19 protein-coding genes and 1 pseudogene are annotated in these 21,868 nt (G+C 61.1%); 5 read left to right on the top strand and 15 right to left on the bottom strand.

Annotated elements, in window-relative coordinates; all coding sequences use genetic code 11:
• The 9 genes and pseudogenes from BLS48_RS35970 to BLS48_RS22110 form a co-directional block, all read right to left on the bottom strand.
• Positions 1–264, bottom strand: a pseudogene (locus BLS48_RS35970) (helix-turn-helix domain-containing protein); the annotation flags it as partial.
• Positions 265–418: 154 nt separating this feature from the next.
• A complete protein-coding gene (locus BLS48_RS22145; protein ID WP_244529756.1) occupies positions 419–1,129 on the bottom strand; it encodes an ATP-dependent DNA ligase in 711 nt (236 codons plus the stop codon).
• Positions 1,130–1,392: 263 nt separating this feature from the next.
• Positions 1,393–1,731, bottom strand: coding sequence for a slr1659 superfamily regulator (locus BLS48_RS22140; RefSeq protein ID WP_091582067.1), 339 nt, complete (start codon positions 1,729–1,731; stop codon positions 1,393–1,395).
• A gap of 18 nt (positions 1,732–1,749) precedes the next feature.
• A complete protein-coding gene (locus tag BLS48_RS22135) occupies positions 1,750–2,310 on the bottom strand; it encodes a slr1658 superfamily regulator (protein ID WP_167365187.1) in 561 nt (186 codons plus the stop codon).
• A gap of 2 nt (positions 2,311–2,312) precedes the next feature.
• Positions 2,313–4,679, bottom strand: coding sequence for a SpoIIE family protein phosphatase (locus tag BLS48_RS22130; protein WP_091582130.1), 2,367 nt, complete (start codon positions 4,677–4,679; stop codon positions 2,313–2,315).
• Positions 4,676–5,854 carry a class I SAM-dependent methyltransferase gene (locus BLS48_RS22125; protein ID WP_091582065.1) on the bottom strand — a complete coding sequence of 393 codons (1,179 nt, stop codon included), beginning with the start codon at positions 5,852–5,854 and terminating at the stop codon, positions 4,676–4,678. The genes BLS48_RS22130 and BLS48_RS22125 overlap by 4 nt, the downstream gene beginning before the upstream one ends.
• Positions 5,851–6,324, bottom strand: a complete 474-nt coding sequence (locus tag BLS48_RS22120; RefSeq protein WP_244529755.1) for a ubiquinone biosynthesis methyltransferase UbiE — start codon at positions 6,322–6,324, stop codon at positions 5,851–5,853. Before BLS48_RS22120 ends, BLS48_RS22125 begins: the two co-directional genes overlap by 4 nt.
• Before the next feature lie 226 nt (positions 6,325–6,550).
• Entirely contained in the window at positions 6,551–8,200 is a 1,650-nt protein-coding gene (locus tag BLS48_RS22115; protein WP_091582128.1) for a putative bifunctional diguanylate cyclase/phosphodiesterase, read from the bottom strand.
• A 407-nt stretch (positions 8,201–8,607) separates the two neighbouring features.
• Positions 8,608–9,750, bottom strand: a complete 1,143-nt coding sequence (locus BLS48_RS22110; RefSeq protein ID WP_091582059.1) for a helix-turn-helix domain-containing protein — start codon at positions 9,748–9,750, stop codon at positions 8,608–8,610.
• Between the two features lie 231 nt (positions 9,751–9,981).
• Between BLS48_RS22110 and BLS48_RS22105 the strand changes: the two genes are divergently transcribed.
• Together BLS48_RS22105 and BLS48_RS35070 are read left to right on the top strand one after the other, a co-directional pair.
• Complete coding sequence (locus BLS48_RS22105) at positions 9,982–10,284, top strand: hypothetical protein (RefSeq protein ID WP_091582056.1); 303 nt, start codon at positions 9,982–9,984, stop codon at positions 10,282–10,284.
• 113 nt (positions 10,285–10,397) lie between these two features.
• Positions 10,398–10,691 (top strand): hypothetical protein, encoded by a 294-nt coding sequence (locus BLS48_RS35070; RefSeq protein WP_143019463.1) that lies wholly within the window; start codon positions 10,398–10,400, stop codon positions 10,689–10,691.
• 411 nt (positions 10,692–11,102) lie between these two features.
• Here BLS48_RS35070 and BLS48_RS22095 read toward each other — a convergent pair whose 3' ends face one another.
• The 4 genes from BLS48_RS22095 to BLS48_RS22080 all read right to left on the bottom strand — a co-directional run bounded on the left by BLS48_RS22095 (position 11,103) and on the right by BLS48_RS22080 (position 15,022).
• Entirely contained in the window at positions 11,103–11,348 is a 246-nt protein-coding gene (locus BLS48_RS22095) for a MoaD/ThiS family protein (RefSeq protein ID WP_091582051.1), read from the bottom strand.
• 71 nt (positions 11,349–11,419) lie between these two features.
• Positions 11,420–13,684 carry a xanthine dehydrogenase family protein molybdopterin-binding subunit gene (locus BLS48_RS22090; RefSeq protein ID WP_091582048.1) on the bottom strand — a complete coding sequence of 755 codons (2,265 nt, stop codon included), beginning with the start codon at positions 13,682–13,684 and terminating at the stop codon, positions 11,420–11,422.
• A gap of 1 nt (position 13,685) precedes the next feature.
• Positions 13,686–14,162, bottom strand: a complete 477-nt coding sequence (locus BLS48_RS22085) for a (2Fe-2S)-binding protein (RefSeq protein ID WP_091582045.1) — start codon at positions 14,160–14,162, stop codon at positions 13,686–13,688.
• The gene (locus BLS48_RS22080; RefSeq protein WP_091582042.1) at positions 14,162–15,022 is read right to left on the bottom strand and encodes an FAD binding domain-containing protein; all 861 of its coding nucleotides are present in this window, start codon (positions 15,020–15,022) and stop codon (positions 14,162–14,164) included. The genes BLS48_RS22085 and BLS48_RS22080 overlap by 1 nt, the downstream gene beginning before the upstream one ends.
• Before the next feature lie 248 nt (positions 15,023–15,270).
• On the opposite strand from BLS48_RS22080, the gene BLS48_RS22075 reads away from it, so the two are divergent.
• Positions 15,271–15,714, top strand: a complete 444-nt coding sequence (locus BLS48_RS22075) for an SRPBCC family protein (RefSeq protein ID WP_091582126.1) — start codon at positions 15,271–15,273, stop codon at positions 15,712–15,714.
• A 224-nt stretch (positions 15,715–15,938) separates the two neighbouring features.
• Here BLS48_RS22075 and BLS48_RS22070 read toward each other — a convergent pair whose 3' ends face one another.
• Positions 15,939–19,313, bottom strand: a complete 3,375-nt coding sequence (locus BLS48_RS22070; protein WP_091582039.1) for an autotransporter family protein — start codon at positions 19,311–19,313, stop codon at positions 15,939–15,941.
• Between the two features lie 666 nt (positions 19,314–19,979).
• Between BLS48_RS22070 and BLS48_RS22065 the strand changes: the two genes are divergently transcribed.
• Complete coding sequence (locus tag BLS48_RS22065; protein WP_091582123.1) at positions 19,980–20,531, top strand: group I truncated hemoglobin; 552 nt, start codon at positions 19,980–19,982, stop codon at positions 20,529–20,531.
• 519 nt (positions 20,532–21,050) lie between these two features.
• Here the strand turns inward: BLS48_RS22065 and BLS48_RS22060 are convergent.
• Entirely contained in the window at positions 21,051–21,248 is a 198-nt protein-coding gene (locus tag BLS48_RS22060; RefSeq protein WP_091582035.1) for a hypothetical protein, read from the bottom strand.
• 446 nt (positions 21,249–21,694) lie between these two features.
• Here BLS48_RS22060 and BLS48_RS35735 point away from each other — a divergent pair, with 446 nt between their 5' ends.
• Complete coding sequence (locus BLS48_RS35735; RefSeq protein WP_167365186.1) at positions 21,695–21,853, top strand: hypothetical protein; 159 nt, start codon at positions 21,695–21,697, stop codon at positions 21,851–21,853.
• Positions 21,854–21,868 lie beyond the last annotated feature (15 nt).

The raw sequence follows: 21,868 nt of genomic DNA, 5'->3' as shown, positions 1-21,868 counted from the left end.
GAGACTTCGTGCAATAGCGCGGATTGCGAGACCCGCCGCGATCCCGCGAGAGATTTCTTCGCGCTCCGCCAGCCCGAGCGCCGAGGCCGCTCTACGCCTTGCTGACGGAGCAATGCCGCCGTGTAAGGATACGATCCGCTGAACGCCGGTCTTGTTCCGGCGGTCCAGTGCCCGCGAGATCGACGAAATGCTCTGACCTTGCTTCCATCGCTCCCAAAGCTCGGCCTTCTGCGCTGACGTAAACCAGATCCGTGACGTCACCATGCAACACCTCCTCATCCTCTCAGATTAAGAGTGTTGCGGCGACCTATTGAACCCACCGCCTCATATCGGTCATGCCAGCTTGAACGTCTACCAAAAGCGGACATTGCTGGTGCCTGCGCTGAGGCCGCGGTTGCGCCAGAAGCGTCGTCGATGCTCAGAAATCGGCATCCTCGAAGTATTTGGCCTTCAACCATGTGTTCGACGGTCCGCTCTTGTAGCTGCTGTCGGCGCGCTTCGAGATGATGCTCTTGAGCCCCACCTTCTCGATGGCGCGAAAGATCGCTGGCGCACTGCCCTCGAAATGCTCGCTGTACTGGATCTTGCCGAGTCCGTGCTTAACCAGTTGCCATAGCGCCTGCTTGCGCTGCAGGAGGGGCAAGGAGACTAGATTGCGACCGTCGAGATGGAGGATGTCGAACGCGACGAACGCGAGCCGGCTCGGTTCGTTCCAGATCGCGGCTTCCAGCGAAGGGCAATCGTGAGCGCTCTGCTCGTCCGGCACAATGACATCGCCGTCGATAATGGCGGCCCGGCATGGCAGCTCGACAGCCAGCGCGATGGGCCAATATTTGGTGGTCCAGTCACGGCCGTTCTTGCTGTAAAGGCGCACGCCGCCTTTATCGATGATGATCTGCGTTCGGTAGCCGTCAAGATTGACCTCGTGAACCCACCCCTCATCTCCGGGTGGCTCCTCGACCCGAGTCGGGATCTGCGGCGGAATGAACTCCAGCCGGCCGCCGGTCACCTTGGCACGCTTACTCAATGACGCCACCTTTGATCGCGCAGCGGCGGCTAATCGGCACAGGCAGCCCGACATCCCCCCAACATGGACGCCTGCCGCCTGTGCCGAGCCCCCGCCGAGCAATTGCCAGCATCTGCGCACCAGGCCGAATTGTCGTTACCTTCGCATCCAAATACTTGTCATGGAGTACATATCTCACTCGGTGCGGCACTCTTGCAGTACGCAGTCCGTAGGCTGATTTCGGGCGACCTGATAAAGGTCTGTTGAGATTCAGGTCAGGCCGAGCCGAGAATGGTGGTTTCCGAGAACCGGAACGGAGCGTACGTTTAGCTACGTGAGTACAGGAAGCGCAGGAAGCCGCCATTCGCAGGCCGGCCTCACAGACCTTAGTCCATCAAAAGCACCAGAGCGGGATGCAGCTTCTTCAGGTTCGGCAATGATTTCGATTGCCAGGGTATGTCGGGCGTTCCACGCACGACGAGTCGAACATCGGGATGCTTGCGCACCTCGATGGTGAATTTCGCCAGCAGGTTGATGCCGGAAGAGTTGAGAAAGTGAAGGTCTTTCAGATTGAGCGTAATGGAAGAGGGATTTGAGGCAAGAACGCTGGTCGCCAAAGCCGTGATGGGCGCACCGGCTTCGGAACTGGCAAGCCGCATTGCGCCGTCGAAGAAAATATCGCTTCCTTCATTCCACACGCGGTAGTCGTCTGTCTTGATTTCCATGGCCTGGCTTCGTTTCCTCTAGTTGCGCGTTTGCGAGATCGGAATGGAGGCATATGTCTCCAGGCAAATCCGATCGCTTTCTTCGGCCGAGCTGAATATCCAGGCCAGGCGCGCGCCATAGTCGCTCATCAACGTCAGCAATCCGAGTCCGGAGCCTGACACGTCGGGGTTCGCGGCATTCGCTTCAATTTTCTGTATCAGCAGGTCTCTGGGGTCGCCAACCGTGATGTCCGCCAGGAGGCTTTTGAACTCGGACGCGTTTTCACCATCGACGTCATTCGACACCTTGAGCTTGAAGCACTCCGAATCCATCGACGCCTCGATCACGATCTCGCCCGGTGCGCGAAACTTGACGGCGTTCTCGATGAGTTCGTTGACCAGATATCCGATGCTGTGCCGCACTTCCATGTAGTCATTGCGGGACGACCGGAAGCGCAACGCGAAAAGATCGGCGATGAAGTCCGAGGTCGTGGCACAATGACGCCAACTCAAGTCGAGAGGTCCGTCGAACAGCCGCACGCGACTGACGCTCTCCTTCATCCCGATTGCAATGTCAGGGGTCCCGAACAGCGTTGTCATTCCTATCTGTGCCTTATGATCACGAGGGTGATGTCGTCATGGATCTTCTGGACTCCGATATGGGCCATTAGATCCTCGATGATCCCGGTCTTGATTTCCTCGGCGCTCCCGCCGTAACGTTTTTTTGCGCTCTGGCAGAGGCGCTCGAGCCCGAATAGCCTTTTGTCCTGGTCCTCCGCCTCGGTCACACCGTCGGTGTGCAGCACGATCACGTCGCCACTCTCGAACAGGATGTCACGCGTGTCGATGAACTTCGAGATGTCATTCTCCAGGCCAACCGGCAGACCCAGATCAATCGTATCGATGCGTTCGACTTCCCCGTCCGCACGCACGACAAGAACGTCCTCATGCTGGCCGGATAGCGTTACCCGCTCATCCTCGAAGTCAAGAAAGGCCAGCGAGAGATGCTTGCCGGTGTTCGTCCGCTCGATGTTCTTGTAGATCGCTCTGTTCAGCCGGTCCAGAAACTGGTGCGGATCCCCCTCGTTGGTCTCCTGCAACGCGCGTGCAACGGATTGGACCATCAGCATCAGCACGCCGCTCTCGAGACCATGACCGGTAACGTCGCCGATGCCGATCTTGACCCGTGACCCGTTCTGCAGGACGTCGTAGTAGTCACCGCCGACCTCGTCGGCCGGCCGCATGTAGGCTGCGATCTCTAGCCCCGGAATCGCTTCGAGTTCGAATGGTTTCGGCAGGACCATCAACTGGATCTGCCTGGCAACCGCGAGCTCGGCGCCGAGGCGGACGTTCTCGTCCCGCAGCTTTTCGTTGAGTGCAGAAATCTGCTGATTGGCGTCCCCGAGCTCCCTGGTTCGTTCGTCGACGAGTTGCTCGAGGTTTTCCGTGTGAAAGCTGATCTGCTCAGCCATGCGGTTGAAAGCGATCCCTGCCGCTCCAACCTCGTCGCGCGTCGGAATGTTCACGCGGACTGAATAGTCCTTGGTCTGAAGCCGCTGGGCGGCGCTGGCAAGCGCCCTGAGGCCCGCAGTGATCCGCTTCGAAATTCCGAGCACGGCCGCGAAAACTATCAGAAGTGAAACGATGATCGCACCGATCTGAAAGAGCAGGATACGATTGGTTGCGCGCGAAATACTCTCCTGCGCGGCGAACAGGGACGCGTAGATCTCCCGTTCGGGAACGATGATCCCGACTGACATCGTTTCGGACTTGATCGGTCCCGAACTCCACAGATTGGTCGGTTTCAATCTCTTGAGGACGACGATGTAGGGTACGCGCTCGCCCTTGTTGTCGAGCATGATATGCTGAATGACGCCGTCATTGTTCTGGTCGAGAGGCAGCGACGCGATTGCCGGCTGCGTACTTCCCCGCAGGGATCTCTCCAGGCCGGTGACGCCTTGCGTGCCCGCATCGCTTGATGAAGTCAGGCCGATGATCGCCTGGCCCGACGGATTGATCGCCACCACATTGCCAGTCGACATCGTGAGGAAGCCGAACCCGGTTTCAGCGATCTTCACACGTTCGACGACTTCCGCGAGCTGGTCGAGAGTGATGTCCGCCCCAGCCGTGCCGGCGATACCGGTGCGATCGCGCGTCCACAGCGGGTGGAAAAAGCTGACGATCAGCTTTCCCGTGATTGCATCGGTGTAAGGCGCTGTCTGGGTAATGTCGTCAGGGACGGGACGAGAGGCTGCATCCCCGGCCCATTGCTGCCATGAACCATAGATCCCCGGAAAGAAGAACTCCCAGAACTCCGCCTTGTTGTGGCCCGGATAGAGCTTGTCGAAGGTCTGTGCCTGGTCCGTATACGGAACCGTCCTGAAGATCGGCCGTTCTTTTGGGCCAATATAGTACATCTGCAGTTTGGACGACCCGCTGGCCATGAGCGTCGGCGCGACGAGATCGATCACGGTACTGTCTTCTATTTCCTTCTGAACGCTCGGCAGCGGAGTGTGGTCGGCACCCAGCAGGTAGCCCCAAACGCTTACCACCGAAGGCGCGCCCGGCAGGTTCTGCGCCCAATCTCCCTGCGCGTCGTAGACGACCTTCACGGAGCCGGGCGCTTCATGCGAAAGCGTCGCTCCGACCTGTTGCTGCCTCGTCGGATCGTCGATCTGGGCCTGCAGCACGCCGGCCAGCGCCTTGACGTCGCCATGAACCCGATCGAGAAGCAGGTCGACGCTCAACGCCGTCGATTGGGCATAGGAACGAATGTACTCCTGGTTTGCGGTCGTCAGGCCCTCACCGACTTCCGACGTGGCGTCGCGCGACAGCTTTTGGACGTTCCAAAGCGCCAGACCACCGCTCAGCAGGAGGTCGAACAGTACGGCGCCGCCAACGACCAATACGAATTTCGCTCGAAAGGAGCGCAGGCCGAAGCGCGGTGCAGGTTCATTGTCGGCGTTCATTGCGGCCTTCGCCCCGATGCGACCCAGATCGGCCAACCCGCATAACCCTTGGGGTGGAGCGCAGCGAAAATGTGGTCCTGGAAGCCCTGCCGGAACCGTGCGACGAACTCCGCTCCATCGCCGCGCCTGGTCGCCATCTCGCCCGCATAGACATCCGCCCAGGCCGCAATGACATCGGCGAAATCCTGCGGATCGCCGTCCAGGTTAGTGACCATGAAGGTCTCGACACGGATGTCTTCGAATCCGGCTTCCATCAGATATCGCCGGCTCTTGGGCCCAAGCTCGACGTCCATCTCGAAATGCCCGAACAGCTTCGCCACCTCGTTGTAGGTCCAACGAATGCTTTCGGCGCGCGGCTCGCCGAGGCAGTGCGAATTCTTCTCATTGGTGATGTAGACCCGCCCACCCGGCTTGCAAATGCGGTAGAGCTCCTTGAGGATGAGTTCAGGCCGATTGAAGATCTGAAGGGAATGCCGGCAGGTCACCAGATCGAACTGCGCTTCGTCGAGCAGCATCTCCGACGCATCGCCATAAGTATATTCGATTCCCCGGATATCGAACTCTCGCATCACCTGTCGAGCGTAGTTCAGGCTTGATATGGAATGGTCGAGGGCGACGATCCGCGATGGCTGGAACTCCTTCTGCACGAGCACGGCGAAATCACCGATCCCGCAACAGATGTCGGCCATGACGATCCCCTGCCTCATGCCGTGTCTTGGCAAGATTGCGCGCTCGTGGCGCCAGGTCATCTTCGTCTGTGAGCGCAGGATCGGTACGAACCCGCCTTCCTCGAGGAAGCCCTGCCCCGGATAGAATTCGCTGTCATACTCCTCGACCGTGATGTTCGGTTCGATTCCGCTCAAGCGACCGAATTTTCGCGAGGTCCATCCGACGACGCTTGACGTGATGACGACGAATTTGAGATCGGGTCGAGCGCGGCAGGCGTCGATGATGATCCTCGAAAAGGCGTGAAATGCAGCGTTGTTCATCTGCGTTAGGCGTCTGACATTGACGTAGAGAACGCCCCGCACGCGGCCGATCGCGTCACGAAGCAATGCGATGCTGGGCCCAAGCTCATCGATCGCCTGAGGCCGGACCACCCCGGATATGGAGAACTCCTGGTTGTTGGCGTCGTATTGCGCCTTGAAGCGTGGGAGAAGGTCGTAAGGGCTCAATGTTGCAGGCCCTCAAGCGGAAGATCCACGACGAGCCTGATCACATCGCCGTCGGCTTCCTCGACCCTGAGTGTCGCGTTGTAGTCGACAGCCAGTTCCAGGAGTACGATCTCCCGGCTGGGCGCGAGATCCCCAGACACCGAATTAAGGTATCGCTCCCTGGCCTCCGTTCCTGCGACTTGCGAGACGGCCTCTTCGTAGAATTGGCGCTCCTCCGGCACGCAGGGGAATGTCAACTCGATCCTGTCCGTCGCGCCATGGCGAGACACCCTGCATGCCAGTTCGCCGTCAGCATGGCGGGTACGAAACGCGACTTCTAGCAGTTCGTTAAAGGCAGAAGAAAAGAGATTTGAATGCCGGACCGAGTCTGATCTATTTTGACTGATCATGCGGGCCATGTATGTCGAGACATAATCGCAGTGTCTCCAGGCGGAGACGAAACCTTTGATTTCCATGTCGATCTGGATCATGGGCTCAAAAGTCGGCTCGCCAGCTAGGTCATGTTGAACAGGTCCCATCGGCATCCTCCCTTGTTCCGTCAGTATTGAGCCCTGGTGGGGCGATGACCTCCGAGGCGGAAAACTTCACCGCGCCCCCGTCATGAGTCAGTCTCGCACCGACTCGAAGGATTGCGCGGTATCTGTCTTGATCGTTTCTACGAATCTCCACTTCATCGTTAACAAAGGGTGCAGGGCGCTAGACCGCTCGATTTGATTCCTCCATCGCTCGTACCACCCTCAGCGGGGACCGCCTGATGAAATCGTTGGTTGCCTCGGCTCCGAGCGGCCGACCTAGGAAATTGCCCTGCAGGCAATCGCAGTTCTCCTTGATCAGCCACCGTGCCTGTCCCGACGTCTCGACCCCCTCGGCGGTGACGCTTATTCCCAGGCCGTGCGCCAGACTTATGATCGATCGGACGATCGTCTGGCTCTTGAGATCCGTGTCTAGGTCTGCAATGAAGTATTGGTCTATCTTCAATGTGTCGAATGGAAAGTTCTTGAGGTAACTCAACGACGAATAGTATGTTCCAAAATCGTCGAGCGAAATTCGTATTCCTAAGACATTCAGAGTATTTAGCGTGTCGATATTGTCGATCGTCTTTTCAAGAAGAACCGTCTCAGTTATCTCAAGTTCAAGTCTGTCGGCCCGGATTCCAACTGCGTCGATGATCTGAGCGACCGTGTCTGTCAGCGTGCCGCTAAGGAACTGAGCCGGCGAGAGGTTGACTGCGACTGTCAGTGAGGAAGGCCAGGTCAATGCCTGGCGACAGGCTTCCTCGAGCACCCATCGTCCAATCTGGTCCATCAGACCGTCGGCTTCGGCGATCGGTATGAACACGCTGGGAGGAATGATTCCGATCTCGGAGTGCCGCCACCGCAGTAGCGCTTCGAAACCGATCACCGACGAGGGAGGCCGAATGAGCGGCTGATACTCCAGATAAAGCTCACCCCGCTCCAGCGCGGTTCGAAGGCTGCGCCTCAGATTCTCGCGTTGCTCGAGCAAGAGCAGCATTGAACGGTTGAATGTTCGAGCGCAGCCGCGTCCGTCTGTCTTGGCTGCGTAAAGAGCAATGTCAGCGGCTTTCATCAGCTGCTCGCCATCGGTCCCGTGTTCCGGCCCGAAAGCGATTCCGATACTCGAGCCGACGAAGACGGGAATGCCGTTGATGATGAACGGATCCTTGAACGCGTCGATCAGCAATCCGGCGAGGCGCTCAGCTTCTGCTGGCTGCTCCTTTCCCAATTGGATGACAGCGAACTCATCGCCGGCATACCGGTACGCGGATTCGCCGTCCTGCAGCGCGTCGCGGATGCGACCCGCCGCGAGCTGAAGAAGCGTATCGCCTGCTCCGTGGCCGAGCGTGTCGTTGACCGCTTTGAAATCGTCAAGGTCGATCTGCAGCAGGGCGGCTTTCGGCTTTGGTTCGCCGAGGGCCGCTAGTGCTTGCTGCAGCCGCTCGCCGAATCGCCGCCGATTCTGCAGTCCGGTCAGCACGTCGTGCGTCGCCTGATGGAGCAGAACTACATGCTCTTGCTCCTCGGCTACGCTCCGCCCGCCGCGCTCCCTTGATTCGATGATTCCCACGCCGTTTGCAGTGGCGAAAACGAAAGCGGACCGCGGCGCTTCGCCGGGTGATCGCGGCAAATCGATGCTTGCCGGTGAGCCGCCGTGGAACACACGAAGAAATTCGTCGCGATACCTCGCATCGAGGAAGCTCGGGTAGATCTCCCAAACGGCTGCACCCGGCGCCACTGCGCTTCCGTACACGCCTTTGAGCTTGATTGCGTAGTGCGTCAGACAGAAGTCGCGGTCATAGAACGACAAAAGTTCAGTCGTGTTCGCCAAAAGGTCAGCGAGAAGCGCTTCGTCGGGACGTGGAACATCGCTTGAGGAAGGCCCCTCACTCTCCGTGCCGACGCCTGATGCCTCTGGGTGCAAGAGCCACCTCCATAGGCGGTGCGAATCCACGTCCCCCAGTCCAGGAATAGCATAACTGTCAAGCTTGGCAAACTTTCGGCTTGCAGTCTTAACAAGTGCCGCATTCGGCGTAGTTGCAATGCATGCTCCACTTTGATTGGCGGCGATAACGACGAACAGTCCCATTTGGTTAATAAATTGGCAAATGGCGAGAATTGGCGATGTGATTACTGGCGTGGTGGACGCGACACGAAATATTCTGGTGCGTTAGGCGTCGTGGCCTTCCCCGCCCCTGTTTTGAGCCCTCCCCTTTTCAACCATCGCCGATCCTGCACTCAGCTTCCGAGCGCTTTGAGCCAACCTTCAAAGGAAGAGGCCCTCTCTTGTTCAGCAAGCGAGACAGAGTGGGCGGGGCGCGGCAACACCACAGTGCTGCGGCCATCGCGGGGGCTGTAACCGAATTCCTTGCTGAATGCTCGACTGAAATTAGCCGCTGAACTAAACCCGAAGGCCTCGGCAATATCAACAATTCGCCGGCTGTCCGCCGGATCGCTAAGCGCAACATGGGCCGCCAGAAGGCGGCGACTTTGTATGTAATGGAGAACACCACCGCTCGGTTCGAACAACTGATAGAGACGAGAGCGCGATACGCCGAGCGCCCGGCACATTGAATCCGGTGTCAGATGAACCGCATCCAGATTGTTTTGGACGTATCGACGCGCTCGCTCCATCAGCGCGACACTTGCCAATTGTTCGGCGGCTGCGGCATGTTCCGCCGGAGGCGCGAGACAGGCAATGATCATGCTGTGTGTTGCGTGTACGATGCGGGGCAGATCTTCAGCCGTGAGACTGCGCAGTCTTGCTTCGATGCTGTTGACGTAGTCGACCAGGAGGTTGGCAAAATTGCCGGACAGAATTGAATTGTTCTTTGCGTCGAGGGTTGACGCCGCATCAGAGAACAAATCACGCGGCAGATAGAGAAAGAGACTTTCCGAGTCCGTTGCTCTCCCGCGAAACGGGTAACCAAGCGATCTGATCTCCAATTTGCCTGACTGGTTTTCCGCAACGCGGCGATCGACCTCCGTCCACGACCGGCCAGTACGTGGCAAGACGAGATACCAATGATCAATCGAACTGGATCGGAGCTTGGCGGCGGAACGTAGGTAGCTATGTGCCGGCGCGCGCTGCTGAACGATCAGCATTCCACCGAGATTCCAAGCTGTGTGGGAGGCGGGAAAGCCATCGTCCGGCGATTTGTCATCCGGCAATCTGACATCGACAAGCGGCGCCATATGCACTTGCCAAGCGGCGAATTGATCGCGTGGGGCCAGTTCGAGCGTTGAAAAGGACAGAGGTTCGAGCGCCGGCCCGAGCGGCGGAGCAGCCTCATTGTGAGGTTGACCTTCGCGCGGCCAACGACGTCGATCACGGTCCCGCGGCTGCCTCGCTGGGGCCTCGTCTTGCCTCTTAGTGTCCATCGCGTGGTGCCATATCCGAATCGGGTATGCCCATGCCCCTCTCAATCATGTGGTGTACTTCAGGCATCTGGCAAGACTGGCGGAACTCGAGTCGACCGAAACGGCGATCACGCTGGATCACACCAAGAAATGCATTCCGTGATAAGTTTATGGATGCGAAGCTAACGACACTCTTCAACCTGATGCGTAAGAATCTGGCATCGTGAGATAGTAGTTGAGGAGGCCGCGGGAATGAAAATGAAGCTCAACAGCGAGGCTCGACGCAAGATAATTCTCGATGGATACGGTAACAACGAGCCGTTGAAGGCTATTGCGGAGAGGATCGGATGTTCACTGGCGAGTTTGAAAGTTACCGCCAGTAAACTCGGATGCACTCGAACTCCGAAGGAAGCGGCGGAATTTCGGAGAGGATTTCACGTTCCGGAAAACAAACGGCAAGATTACTATCAACTTATGATTGCTGGGCAGTATAAAGCTCGCGAGTGCGCGGTGATTTTGGGAATCTTAACAGAGGAATCATCAGGCAACAGGTAACTGATTCCAATACACTGCGGACGATATTATCGACTTAAGAATTCCATAGCGTCAGCGGTTCATTAGCAAAAGCCCGCCGCAAGCAAGGGGCGGGCTCAGAAAGGTTCGCCCAGATGCTGCGTCGACGTTTCAATCGCACCTGCCTGAGCCCTCACGATCTGGCTATTTGCGAACGCGTGTTCGAACAGGTCTGCTCGGATGAGAACCTCGACCCTTTGGACCCGGATGCCGAAATCTTGGCGGTGATGGTTGTGTCCATTTTTCGAAATGCTCACACCAGCGAGCGCGAACTGCTGGAGGCAGTCAGGTCTCGTCGGCAAAAGGCTCCGGGCACCGTGCATCAGAGCAATTCCAGGAAAAGTGTGAAGCGGTTTTCCGTCCGGAATTGCGTCAAAACAAAGGGTTAGAGTGGTTCGGCGTTTCCATGAAACGATGAACCGGTCTAGTGCACGTCGTCCAAGACTTGCGCAGCGGGTTTGGTACAACGAGAAGATAACAGCAACAACCTAAAGGAGCGTTGCACGAATTGTTAAGTCGAGACGCGCCTTAGCCAAGGCATCGGATTTGAAGACCAGCGTGGGCGCGAGATCAATCCCATTCCCTCCACTGGCTTAGATCTGTTTCGAAGACCGTTTTTGGTCCAGGCGGACCTGTCAGCCGTGATGTCGATTGTCGTATTTTGGTCAGTTGGAGACTTCTGTCCCACCTGCTTGAATGTCTGCCATCGCTTTTTGTATGCTCTAAGCTGCAAGTCCGCTTCCGGCCCCCACCGAGACGTTCGAGAGCTTGACGTTAACGTTGGCGAGGCACTTGCCCCTTCACCCCCCCGCCAGCCTCGGCATCAGAAAAATCTCCGCCCCCTGCGGCAATTCCTTCGACCACGTATCGCGATAGATCGTCCCGTCGATCGCCACCGCGATGCCGCGGTCGATCAGCGGCTCGAAGGCGGGATACTGTTCAGCCAGTTTCCTGAACAGCTCCCTGATGTCCTTGGCCTCGATCTCGACCTTGCTCTGGCCACCGGCGAGTTGGCCGAGCGCGCCCCAGAGCGTGACTTCGACCATTCGCTCGACCCCTATTCGTGATGGAGCATGATGTTATCCGAAAACCGCTTCACACTTTTCGGCATCATGCTCTAGCCTCCCCGTTCCGCCTCGATCGCCGCCAGGATGCGCGGCGGCGACATCGGGATGTGGGTCATGCGCACGCCGGCGGCGTTCGACACCGCATTGGCGATCGCCGCCAGCGGCGGCACGATCGAGGTTTCGCCGACGCCGCGCACCCCATAGGGGTGGTTGGGATTGGGGATCTCGAGGATCTGCGTGTCGATCATCGGCAGGTCGGAGCAGACCGGGATGCGATAGTCGAGGAAGCCGGGGTTCTGCAGCCGCCCGTCCTTGCCGTAGATATACTCCTCGTTGAGCGCCCAGCCGATGCCTTGGGCGGCACCGCCCTGGTACTGCCCCTCGACATAGGTCGGGTGCACCGCCTTGCCGGCATCCTGCACCACCGTGTAGCGGATGACCCTGGTCGAACCCGTCTCGGGGTCGACCTCGATATCGCAGATATGGGTGGCGAAGGAGACGCCCGCGCCGTCGGCGACGAGCTCGCTGTGGCCGGCGATCGGTCCGCCGGTCTTGCCGGAAGCGGCGGCGATCTCCTTCAGCGACAGCTTGCCGAGATTGCCGTGCTTCTCGCCCTTGGCGACCGCGTGGCCCTTTTCCCAGACCACGTCGTCGACGGCAATATCCCACATCTGCGCGGCGCGTTCGCGCAGGATCTTGATCGCGTTGCGGGCGGCCGAGATCGTCGCCATGGAGGACGAGAAGGTGCCGCGGCTGCCGTCGGTCATGTCGTTGTAGCCGAGGCTGGAGGTGTCGGCGACGATGGCCTTCACATGCTCATAGGCGATGCCGAGTTCCTCCGCCGCCACCAGCGACAGTGACGCGCGCGAACCGCCGACGTCGACCGTGCCGACGGCAAGCGAGACCGAACCGTCCATGCCGATGTTGAGGTCGGTGCAGGTCTGGCCGCCGAAGTTGAACCAGAAGCCGCAGGCCATGCCACGGCCCTGGTTCGGGCCCAGCGGCGCCTTCATGTGCGGGTGGCTCTTCGCCGCCTCGAGCGTCGGGCCGATGCCGATCGGGCCATAGACCGGGCCGTAGGACGACCTTGTGCCTTCCTGCGCGGCGTTCCTGATGCGGAACTCGACCGGATCCATGCCGATCTCCTTGGCCAGTTCGTCGACCGCACTTTCCACCGCGAACGCCGCCATCGGTGCCGATGGCGCGCGATAGGCAGCGGTCTTCGGCCGGTTGACCAGCACTTCGTAGCCGACTGTCTTGACGTTATCGAGCTTGTAGCAGGCGAACGCCGTCATGGCGCCGATCTCGGCCCAGGAGCCGGCATAGGGGCCGCAGGAATAGCGCAGCGTCGCTTCGGCGGCGGTGATGGTGCCGTCCTTGCGGGCGCCGATCTTGATGTCGATCGAGGTGGCGCTGGTCGGGCCCGAGGCGCGGAACACCTCGTCGCGGGTCATCACCAGCTTGACCGGGCGGCCGGCCTTGCGCGACAGGGCGAGTGCCACCGGCTCGGCCCAGACATGGGTCTTGCCGCCGAAGCCGCCGCCGATCTCCGACGAGGTGACGCGCAGCTTCGAGGCTTCCATGCCGAGCAGCTGGGCGCAGTGCTGGCGATAGACGAAATGGCCCTGCGTGCAGACCCAGAGATCGGCGGTGCCGTCGGACGAGACGCTCGCCACGCAGGCGTGCGGCTCGATATAGCCCTGGTGCGTCTGTTCGGTCTTGAAGGAGCGCTCGACGATGAAATCGGCGTGGCCGAAACCCTGGTGGACATCGCCATGGCCAAACTGGCTGCGCTTGGTGACGTTGGACGGTTTTACCGGCTTTTCCTCGAGCCCTTCGGTGAAGATGGCGTCGTTGATCAGGGGCGCATGGTGGTTCATCGCCTCGTCGACATCGGTGACATGCGGCAGCACCTCGTAGTCGACCACGATCAGCTTCAGCGCCTGCCTTGCCGTGCGGGCGTCGACCGCCGCGACCGCGGCCACCGCATGGCCGTCATAGAGCGCCTTGGTGCGCGCCATGCAATTGTCGAGGATGTCGTACATGGCGGCATCGCCATCGGTGAGGTCGGGCAAATCCGCAGCGGTGATCACCGCCTTCACGCCGGGAAGCTTCTCCGCCTTCGACGTGTCGATCTTGCGGATTTTCGCATGCGCGTGCGGGCTGCGCAGAACCCGCCCGACCAGCTGGCCGGCCATGTTGAAGTCGGCGCCGTAGCGGGCGCGGCCCGTCACCTTGTCGACGCCGTCGGGACGGATCGGGCGTGTGCCGACGGATGTGAATTTACGCCCCGAAAAACGCGGATCGAAATTCATCTCAGGCTCCCTTCATCACGGTGGCCGCGTCCTGGACGGCGCGCACGATCTTGTCGTAGCCGGTGCAGCGGCAGAGGTTCCCGGCGAGGCCGAAGCGGATTTCCTCCTCGGTCGGATCGGGGTTCTTGGCCAAGAGGTCCTTGGCCGCGATCAGGAAGCCCGGCGTGCAGATGCCGCATTGAAGTGCTGCGTGCTCGAGGAACTTCTGCTGCAGCGGATGCAGCTTGTCGCCATGCGCCATGCCCTCGATGGTCTCGACGCGCCGGCCCTCGGCTTCCGCGCCGAGCACCAGGCACGAGCACACCAGCCGGTCGTCGAGGATGATGCTGCAGGCGCCGCAGTCGCCGGTGCCGCAACCTTCCTTGGCGCCCGTCAGCCCGAGCCGATCGCGCAGCACGTCGAGCAGCGTCTCGTCCGGCTGGCAAAGGTACTCGACGCTGTCGCCGTTGATTGTCGTTGAGACTGCTACACCAGCCATCATTTGCCTCCTGCGCGTGCATAGGCGGTCGTGGCGGCCCGCCTGGCCAGCACACCCGCAACCTTCCTTCTGAACTCGATGGTGCCCCGCTTGTCGTCGATGGGGCGGCAGGCCCCGAAGCAGACCTTGGCGAGCCGCTCGAGTGCTGCTTCGTCCAGCGTCCTGCCGATGAGGGCCTCGGCCGCCTCTTCCACCAGCAGCACCGTCGGTGCGGCGGCACCCAGCGCCACGCGGGCCGCCTTGATGACGCCGTGCTCGTCGAGCGTCAGGTTTACGCCGGCGCTGACCACCGCGATATCCATCTCGGTGCGGGGAATGAACCGCAGATAGGCATCGCCCGAGCGCGGTGCGCGCTTGTCGAGCAGGATCGCCTCGATGATCTCGCCCTTGGCGAGCGATGTCTTGCCCGGCCCGGTCGGCACGCTGCCGACGGGGATCGTGCGTTTGCCGCCAGGCCCGACGATCGATGCCCTGGCGCCGGCCGCGACCAGCGCCGGCACGCTGTCGGCCGCCGGCGAGGCGTTGCAGAGATTGCCGACGATTGTGCAGCGTCCCTGCACCTGCTTGGAGCCGATCAGCTTGGCGGCTTCGACGACGCCGGGCCATGCCTTCTTCAGGGCAGCGCTTTCTCCCAGCACCGCGCAGGGGACGGCAGCACCTATGCTGAAGCCGTCGGCCGTTTCGCGGATCTCGCTCAGGCCGGCGATCGCCTTGATGTCGACGATCAGGTCGGGTTCGACAAAACCGCCCTTCATCCTCACCAGGAGGTCGCTGCCGCCGGCGAGAATGGCCGCCGTGCCAGCCGATCCGGCCAATTGGCCAACGGCATCTTCGATTGAAAGCGGACGTATGTAGCGCATCGTCTCCCCTTGGATATTGCGATCTCAGCGAACCGTTATAAACACTCTCCTCATAATGGCTATCCGGTTCGTCATTTGCGACGATTGGGCCAGGCGTCGCAAAATCGAGTCCCAAAGCAGCCTGAACCGGTGTACGCCGATCGAACAGGCTTGCGGCCGGGCCCTCGAAAAATCTGAGCGCCTCTGTCGGACTGGTCAAGCCTCGTTCGTCCTTGGGGCATCGAACAGGCATCATGAAAGGACAGGATATGCCCGGCACCGTACGTTTGCACCGTGTTCTGACGACCACCCCGGAGAAGGTCTATCGCGCCTTCGTTGAGGCTGACGCGCTGGCGAAGTGGCTTCCGCCGAACGGCTTCACCTGCACGGTGCATCACCTCGAGGCGGAGGTCGGTGGCACCTTCAAGATGTCCTTCCGCAACTTCACGACAGGCGGCAGCCATGCCTTCGGCGGCGAGTATCTCGAACTCATTCCCAATGAGCGCCTGCGCTACACCGACAGGTTCGACGATCCCAACCTGCCCGGCGAGATCCAGGTGACCGTGATCCTGAAAAAAGTATCGGTCGGCACCGAAATCGACATCACCCAGGCCGGCATTCCGGACGTCATCCCGGTCGAGGCCTGCTATCTCGGCTGGCAGGAATCGCTCCGGAACCTGGCAAAGCTGGTCGAGCCCGAGATCAATCAGTAAAGCTGGTCAAGGAAAAGTGCGCAGCGCTTTTCCGTCCGGAACTGCGTCAAAACAAATAGCTGCGGCGATGGATGCGGCGGCCGGAGGACCGGCCGTCGATTGCCGTCCACGCCAAAGGCAAGCTCCCCGCTCGTTCTTGTCCCTTCAGCGCAGGTCGGCGCGCAAGTCGCGCACGCCGCATGCCGGGCGTTGGCGCAGCAGCGTGCGCGGCAACCTGTCGGTTTTCACCACTTGGTCCGGAAGCCGAGCGTGCCCGTCAGCGCGTAACTGTCACCGAAATCTTTCAGGCCTGTGCGGGCGACGGCTTCGCCAAAGACCGAGAATTTGTCGTCGGCCCAATTTATCGTGCCGCCGATGCCGAGACCGCCCCACAGCTGCTCGTTCCGGCTTGAGAGGCTGCTGCCGGCGAGGTCGACCGACGAGCCATCCTCGAAATCGTAGTAAAGGTTGGCGAGGCCGTAGACATTCGTGCGGCCGCCGCGACCGGTCCGGTCCTGCCACTGCGTCTGGTGGTCGAGCGAGAGGCCGAGGCGGCCGAGCAGGCTGTCGCCACTGCCCAAGGCAACTCTTGCGCCGAAGGCGTCGGTGAAGGAGTCGAAATCGACGGACGACCAAGCAAGCTGCGCTTGCGGCGTCAGTGACCAGCTCGGGTCGAGCATGATGCGCTTGCCCGCTTCGACACCAAGCGCGTAGCCGACGCCGTTGTTGCCGTCGGCAAGCCGCTGTCCGGCGGTCGCCGAGTCGAGATTGCTGTCGTACCAGATCACCTGCGCCTGGCCGTCGAGGTAGAAGCCTTCCGCGCCGTACCAGGTCAGCGAGCCGGAAACACCGGTGCCGGTGGTATCGATCGACCCGCTGCCGAACACCGACGAGACGTCGGCGGACACCGTGCCATACTGGAAGGCGACGCCGCCGATGAGCTGACCGGCCGTGCTGTCGGAGAGGAGCATGTCGGCGCCGGTCTGCAGCCTCCAGGTCGAGGTGTCGTAAGTCGTTGCGGTGGCGGAGCTTTCCGGATCGTAAGAGCCGCTGGTGCCTTCGATCCTGCCCCACAGCCCGATGCCAGCCTCGGCCTTTACCTCATCGGAGATCCCATCGGCGCCTTGCGCTTCGACGGTCCAGGATCGGTTGCCGAGCCGCTGGTCCAGCGTGCCCAGCTGGTTGAAGGTCTGCAATACGCCCGCATAGGCTTCGTAGAGCGGTGCGCCGGCCTGATAGAGTGGAGTTTCGGGTCCGACGTCATCGATCAGGGCGGAGCGCAAATACCAGTCGCCGTCGGCGGGCGTGCTCGTGCCGCCCTGGTACAGCCTGTAGGCATAGGCGCCGCCGACGACCGCCGCATCGCCTTCGAAAGTGTAGTCGCCCTTCAGCGAAAAGGTGCCGTTGGAGACGCCACCGACGTCGACGATCTTGATGCCCTCGGCCGTTTGGCCTCCCGCGCCGCCGAAATTCACAACCTGGAGCGTGCCCGTGCCGGATGTGTCGCCGGCGATGACCAGCATGTCGGTCGCCGAACCGTCGCCACCGAGCGCGGTGTTGAGGATGACGGTGCCGCCATTGCCGGCATAATCACCGCTGATGGTCAGCGTGTTGCCGAGGCCGCCGCCGGCGATGCGCACCGTTCCGGCGTTGGTCAGCCCGGCAAGCGTCTGGGAGGTGCCGGCGAGATCGAGCGTGGCGCCCGAGGCGACGGAAAACTGCGAGGAGGAACTGAACGCGTTCGCCGCGCCCGCGGCAAGCGTGCCGCCGTTGACCGGCGTGGCGCCCGTGAAGGCGGAATTATCCGATGCGAGCACCAGAATACCCAGGCCGTCCTTGACGAAGGTGCCGGCGCCCGAGAGCACGCCGGCATAGCTGGCGTCGGCGACCTGGTCGAAGGTGAAGGAGGCGCCCGCGCCGATCGCGACATCGCCGCCGAAGCGCTCGGCCGCCGAGACGAGGCCACCCTGGTCGATGGTCCAGTCGAGCACGGAGATGCCGGTTAGCGTCAGCGTGCCGGCGCCGTCCTTCACCATCGTGCCGGTGCCGGAGATATCGCCGGCAAAGCTGGCGTCCCCCGTCTGGTCGAACACGACGATGCCGGCATTGCCGATATCGCCACGGATCGAAGCCGCATCGCCGATCAGCGTGCCGGCGGTGATCGTTGTGCCGCCAGCGTAGGTGTTGGCGCCTGTCAAAACCAGCGTGCCGTCGCCGGCTTTCATGAGGCCGCCTGCGCCGGAGATGACATTGGTAAGCGTGAGGGTCGTGCTCGGATCGGTCAGGAACGTTCCGCCTCCCGCCAGCGCGATGGTCCGGGCACTGGTGATGTCGGCGGTGGTTTCCAGCGTGCCGCCATTGAAGGTCAAGCCTCCCGAGGGGGCGCCCAAATTGTTGTCGCTCGAGATCTGCAGAATACCGCCGGTCAATGTCCAGGGCGTGACGGCGGTCGTCGTCCCCGTCAGCGTCCAGGTGCTGTTCCCGGTCTTCTCGTAAAACCCGAACCCGTCATATTTGGCGCCAGCGCCGATCTGGGACACATCGAAACTGGCGTTGCTATCGCCGCCCAGCTTGAAAGTATCGGCAGCGCCGAAAGCGACCACATTGCCCGCGATGATCGAGCCGGCCTGAATTTCCAGCGAATTGACCCCGCCGGTGAACTCGATAGCTTTACCGGCTACCGGCGTTCCACCACCCGCACCGACGGCGCCGCCGCTGATCGTGCCCGCATTGATGATGGCGATGTTGGCGCCCTTGATCCCCGCGCCGCCATCGCCGGCCGTTCCGGCCGCCCCGGCCTGACCGCCAGTTCCGCCAGTGATCGTCGCCCCCGTCCCGTTGATGACCGTTCCGCCCGAAAGCAACAGAACGCCGGCTCCGCCGTCGCCGCCGCCCGCCGCCGCGAGGGTCCTTCCGCCAGTTCCACCAACCAGATTTCCGCTGTTCTGGACTGTCCCGCCGCCGGTCAGGACGACAGCAGCTGCGCCACCACCGCCGCCGCTCTGCGAACTTCCGCGGCCGCCAACGCCACCCGTGACGCTGCCGCCGGCTTCCACGGTAACATTGGCCGATGAAAACACGCCGACGCCACCGCCACCGCCGCCACCATTGGAGTTGGAGCCTCCAAGGCCGCCAGTGCCGCCTGTGACCGATCCGCTGCCGGTAACGACAGTGTCCGCCGTGGCACTGACGCCGACACCGCCACCGCCGCCGCCGCCGCCCCTGACCACGCCACTCACGCCATTGGAGCCCGGGCCGCCAGTCCCACCGCTGACGCTGGTTGAGATTGTTCCGCTTGTCGAAATGACCTGGCCCGTGGCGCCGGTCGCACCGGCAACGCCGTTTGGGGCGTTAAATGTTATTGCTGTCCCACCCGAACCGCCCGGCGCGCCGTTGCCGGTCGTGAGGTCAACGCCGCCACCGCCACCACCGGCTGTCGCGCCGTTGGCGGCATCCTGACCCGTGGCGGTTGAGAGTGCGCCGTCAACGCCACCTTGTCCGGCACCTGCGCCGGCGCCATTGCCGCCATCAGCCCAAGCGGGCGCAACGCTCAGCGCTAGGGCGGCAGCAAGGGTCGTAATGGTGGTAGGCCCGTCGCTCCTCAAAAACCGCCGCGTCATGCCCTGGTCCCCTGATTCCCCGAAGAGCCGAACGCAGCATGAAAATTACTGCCCCCGCAAGGCGCTTATAGCCGGAAGGACTACTAAAAAGCTAACACAGGGGAGTAACGGCAAGTCTGTGACGTTTGCGCGACAGAACAACATCTAAAATTAGTTTGTTTTTATAAATCTAAATTAGAGTCTTCTTAAAAGAGGAAGGGACAACACAAGGATCGTTTGCACGCCGAAACTGAACCGGAATTGCACCCTCTCACCCACGTCATCTCGCCGCCCGAGATCGCCCGCGGAGCACTCGAATGATGGATTCCTGACCTGGTCCGCGCCTTCCCTGGCGCAGAGCGGAATGACCGGTCCTGGCCGGTCCACCCCTCTCAACCATGGCGGCAGTCAGATGGTCGAGTTTTGACAGTGCCCTCAGGCCGTCCGCGCCCTGCCCCCAAAGTCCGCATCAGCCCCTTCGGCAGGAACAGCATCGCCAGGAGGTCCGCGGTTTCCACCCCGTTGACACATCTCGACGGTGGGAATGCGATTGATCGGAATAATTCGGACGGAGGTCTCGTTAATTCCTCAGACGATGCCAGGTTAAGGCAAAGTAGGAACATACTTCATTGAAGCCGCCAGACGGGCTGCGGCTTGCTCTGGCTCAACTCGAAGGAAACCAGAGAGATGAAAACGGCTGTTTCGACCTCTTTCACAAGACGAAGCGTCGTCGCAGGGCTGGCGGTTGCGGCCACATCGACGGCTGTATTGGCCGCAGACAACGCGCAAGCGCAGGCCAAGCAAACCACACCTGAGAAAAGTCTGTACGAGCGGCTGGGAGGCGTGTTCGCCATCGCAGCGGTTGTGGATCACTTCAGCGATGCAGTCGTGAAGAACCCCATCGTCGGCCAGAAGTCCAAGAACCCGCAGCTGCGGAAATGGCACACCAAGAACCTTGGCAGGTTGCCCGGCTTGAAGTTCATGCGCACGCTGTGGGTCTGCGACGTTTCCGGTGGCCCCTTCAAGTTCGTGGCCACCAAGCCCGGAACGACGCCGCTCGGGCTTGAAGAGGCCCACCGGAACCTGCGGATCTCTCCCACAGAATTCGATGAGGTCGCAGCGGAACTCGGGCGGACCCTGGACCACTTCAAGGTTCCGAAGCCCGAGAAGGCCGAGGTCCTGGCAGCCTTCGCCGCCCACAAAGACGAGGTTACCGCCGGCTACGTCAAACAGGGCTGAAACCCAGCCCGCCAGGTGAAGCGAATCGCGGGTAGATGCGGACAGCCGATTATGAGCCCGGCTCGTCTTCCCTGAAATCCTGAAGTGAAGTGTGGCGTAGATCTTCCTCGCCGCGCAGGTGTTTCACGCGGCCCATCACCCCGGCTTGACCCATTGCGTCGCCGGCCGCTTCGGCGCCAGCCCGTGTGCGAGAGGTGGATGGAGAGTGCCGTGCCGACCATGCCTTCCGGCCTGAACATCAGAACTGCCAATAACACGCCATAGGCGATCCCATTGGTCCAGCCGCCGCTGATGAAATACTGCACATAGGCCCGGATGAGACCGCCCGCGAGCGCGCCTGCGTCCGCGATGCCTCGATCAAGCCGCGGCTGACCAACGGCGACACCAACACGCGCCGGTGATCATGGTCGCCGACCGCTGCGCCTCATCCCCGGCGCGCGCGATCGACCGGTATCGACCGGCTGGTCGCGGCCCCTGGATCAATCGACATTCATGGATCGGCGTGAGTCATGATTGGCCCTAAAGGTCGAGAGCGACCGTCATGCCGCGAACCTCGGCCATTTCCAGCAGCAGGTCTTGCAGGCTTTCGTCCAGCACGACGCCGGTCCGCTCCAGAAGTTCCGTGACAATTTCTTTCATCGATATGACCGCGGCGCCGGTTTTCTCGGCAAGCAGCCGTCCGATGGCCGCGCGGATCAGGTCGTCATGACCAGACATTGTCTCACCTCCCAACGCTCCACGTCCTCCCTTGCTCCCGGTATGTTCCTTGACGCGGTGTCCGCCGGTTCACGCAAGCAGGTCATCAGAGCGGCGTCGTCTTCATTAGTTCGCCGGCCAGTGACGGCGGCAAAATCGAGAACGTGCTTGCTGACTGCTCCGGGACGCTCCATCGCAAACCACCCCCAAACGCCGATGCTCGCCGGAAGGTTCCCTCGGTCTGGCATTTCTTCGCGTCGTGGTTGTAGCGCACCATGCTGCTTCTGTCATTTCGGCGGGCCAGCCAAGGCCGCGACGCACAACAACCAAATCACTGCGCATCAATCCGGAAATTGATGCATGTCAAAATTTTCCAAAACATGTGGAAATGCAGGCAAGGCGTCGGCCGGCGCTCCGGCAGGAGCAAATGCCTGACACGAAAGGCGCCTGGACCAGGATTGCGACTCATGGCCCCTGCAATCGGCTTACGCTTGGTCGGGCGGCATCACCAGCAAAAATCACTGCGCACCATTTTAAATCTTGACGCATGTCAATTTTTTCTAAAACATGCGGAAATGCTGGCAGGGCATCCGCCAGCGCTCTGGGAGGAGCAATGCCTGACATGAAAAAGCGCCCGGACC

It is taken from the genome of Mesorhizobium qingshengii (assembly GCF_900103325.1).
Lineage (GTDB): Bacteria > Pseudomonadota > Alphaproteobacteria > Rhizobiales > Rhizobiaceae > Mesorhizobium > Mesorhizobium qingshengii.
Note: the sequence above shows the minus strand (reverse complement) of the source record. Positions and strands in the feature narration are given on the sequence as shown.

Bases quoted from the DNA above. Each gene is read 5' to 3' on its own strand.
- BLS48_RS22060 (WP_091582035.1), bottom strand. From the start codon at position 21,248: ATGTCTGGTCATGACGACCTGATCCGCGCGGCCATCGGACGGCTGCTT.
- BLS48_RS22120 (WP_244529755.1), bottom strand. From the start codon at position 6,324: ATGATCCAGATCGACATGGAAATCAAAGGTTTCGTCTCCGCCTGGAGA.
- BLS48_RS35070 (WP_143019463.1), top strand. From the start codon at position 10,398: ATGCTGCGTCGACGTTTCAATCGCACCTGCCTGAGCCCTCACGATCTG.
- BLS48_RS22085 (WP_091582045.1), bottom strand. From the start codon at position 14,162: ATGGCTGGTGTAGCAGTCTCAACGACAATCAACGGCGACAGCGTCGAG.
- BLS48_RS22090 (WP_091582048.1), bottom strand. From the start codon at position 13,684: ATGAATTTCGATCCGCGTTTTTCGGGGCGTAAATTCACATCCGTCGGC.
- BLS48_RS22095 (WP_091582051.1), bottom strand. From the start codon at position 11,348: ATGGTCGAAGTCACGCTCTGGGGCGCGCTCGGCCAACTCGCCGGTGGC.
- BLS48_RS22140 (WP_091582067.1), bottom strand. From the start codon at position 1,731: ATGGAAATCAAGACAGACGACTACCGCGTGTGGAATGAAGGAAGCGAT.
- BLS48_RS22070 (WP_091582039.1), bottom strand. From the start codon at position 19,313: ATGACGCGGCGGTTTTTGAGGAGCGACGGGCCTACCACCATTACGACC.
- BLS48_RS22065 (WP_091582123.1), top strand. From the start codon at position 19,980: ATGAAAACGGCTGTTTCGACCTCTTTCACAAGACGAAGCGTCGTCGCA.
- BLS48_RS22105 (WP_091582056.1), top strand. From the start codon at position 9,982: ATGAAAATGAAGCTCAACAGCGAGGCTCGACGCAAGATAATTCTCGAT.
- BLS48_RS22110 (WP_091582059.1), bottom strand. From the start codon at position 9,750: ATGGACACTAAGAGGCAAGACGAGGCCCCAGCGAGGCAGCCGCGGGAC.
- BLS48_RS22135 (WP_167365187.1), bottom strand. From the start codon at position 2,310: ATGACAACGCTGTTCGGGACCCCTGACATTGCAATCGGGATGAAGGAG.
- BLS48_RS22075 (WP_091582126.1), top strand. From the start codon at position 15,271: ATGCCCGGCACCGTACGTTTGCACCGTGTTCTGACGACCACCCCGGAG.
- BLS48_RS22080 (WP_091582042.1), bottom strand. From the start codon at position 15,022: ATGCGCTACATACGTCCGCTTTCAATCGAAGATGCCGTTGGCCAATTG.
- BLS48_RS35735 (WP_167365186.1), top strand. From the start codon at position 21,695: ATGGCCCCTGCAATCGGCTTACGCTTGGTCGGGCGGCATCACCAGCAA.
- BLS48_RS22130 (WP_091582130.1), bottom strand. From the start codon at position 4,679: ATGAACGCCGACAATGAACCTGCACCGCGCTTCGGCCTGCGCTCCTTT.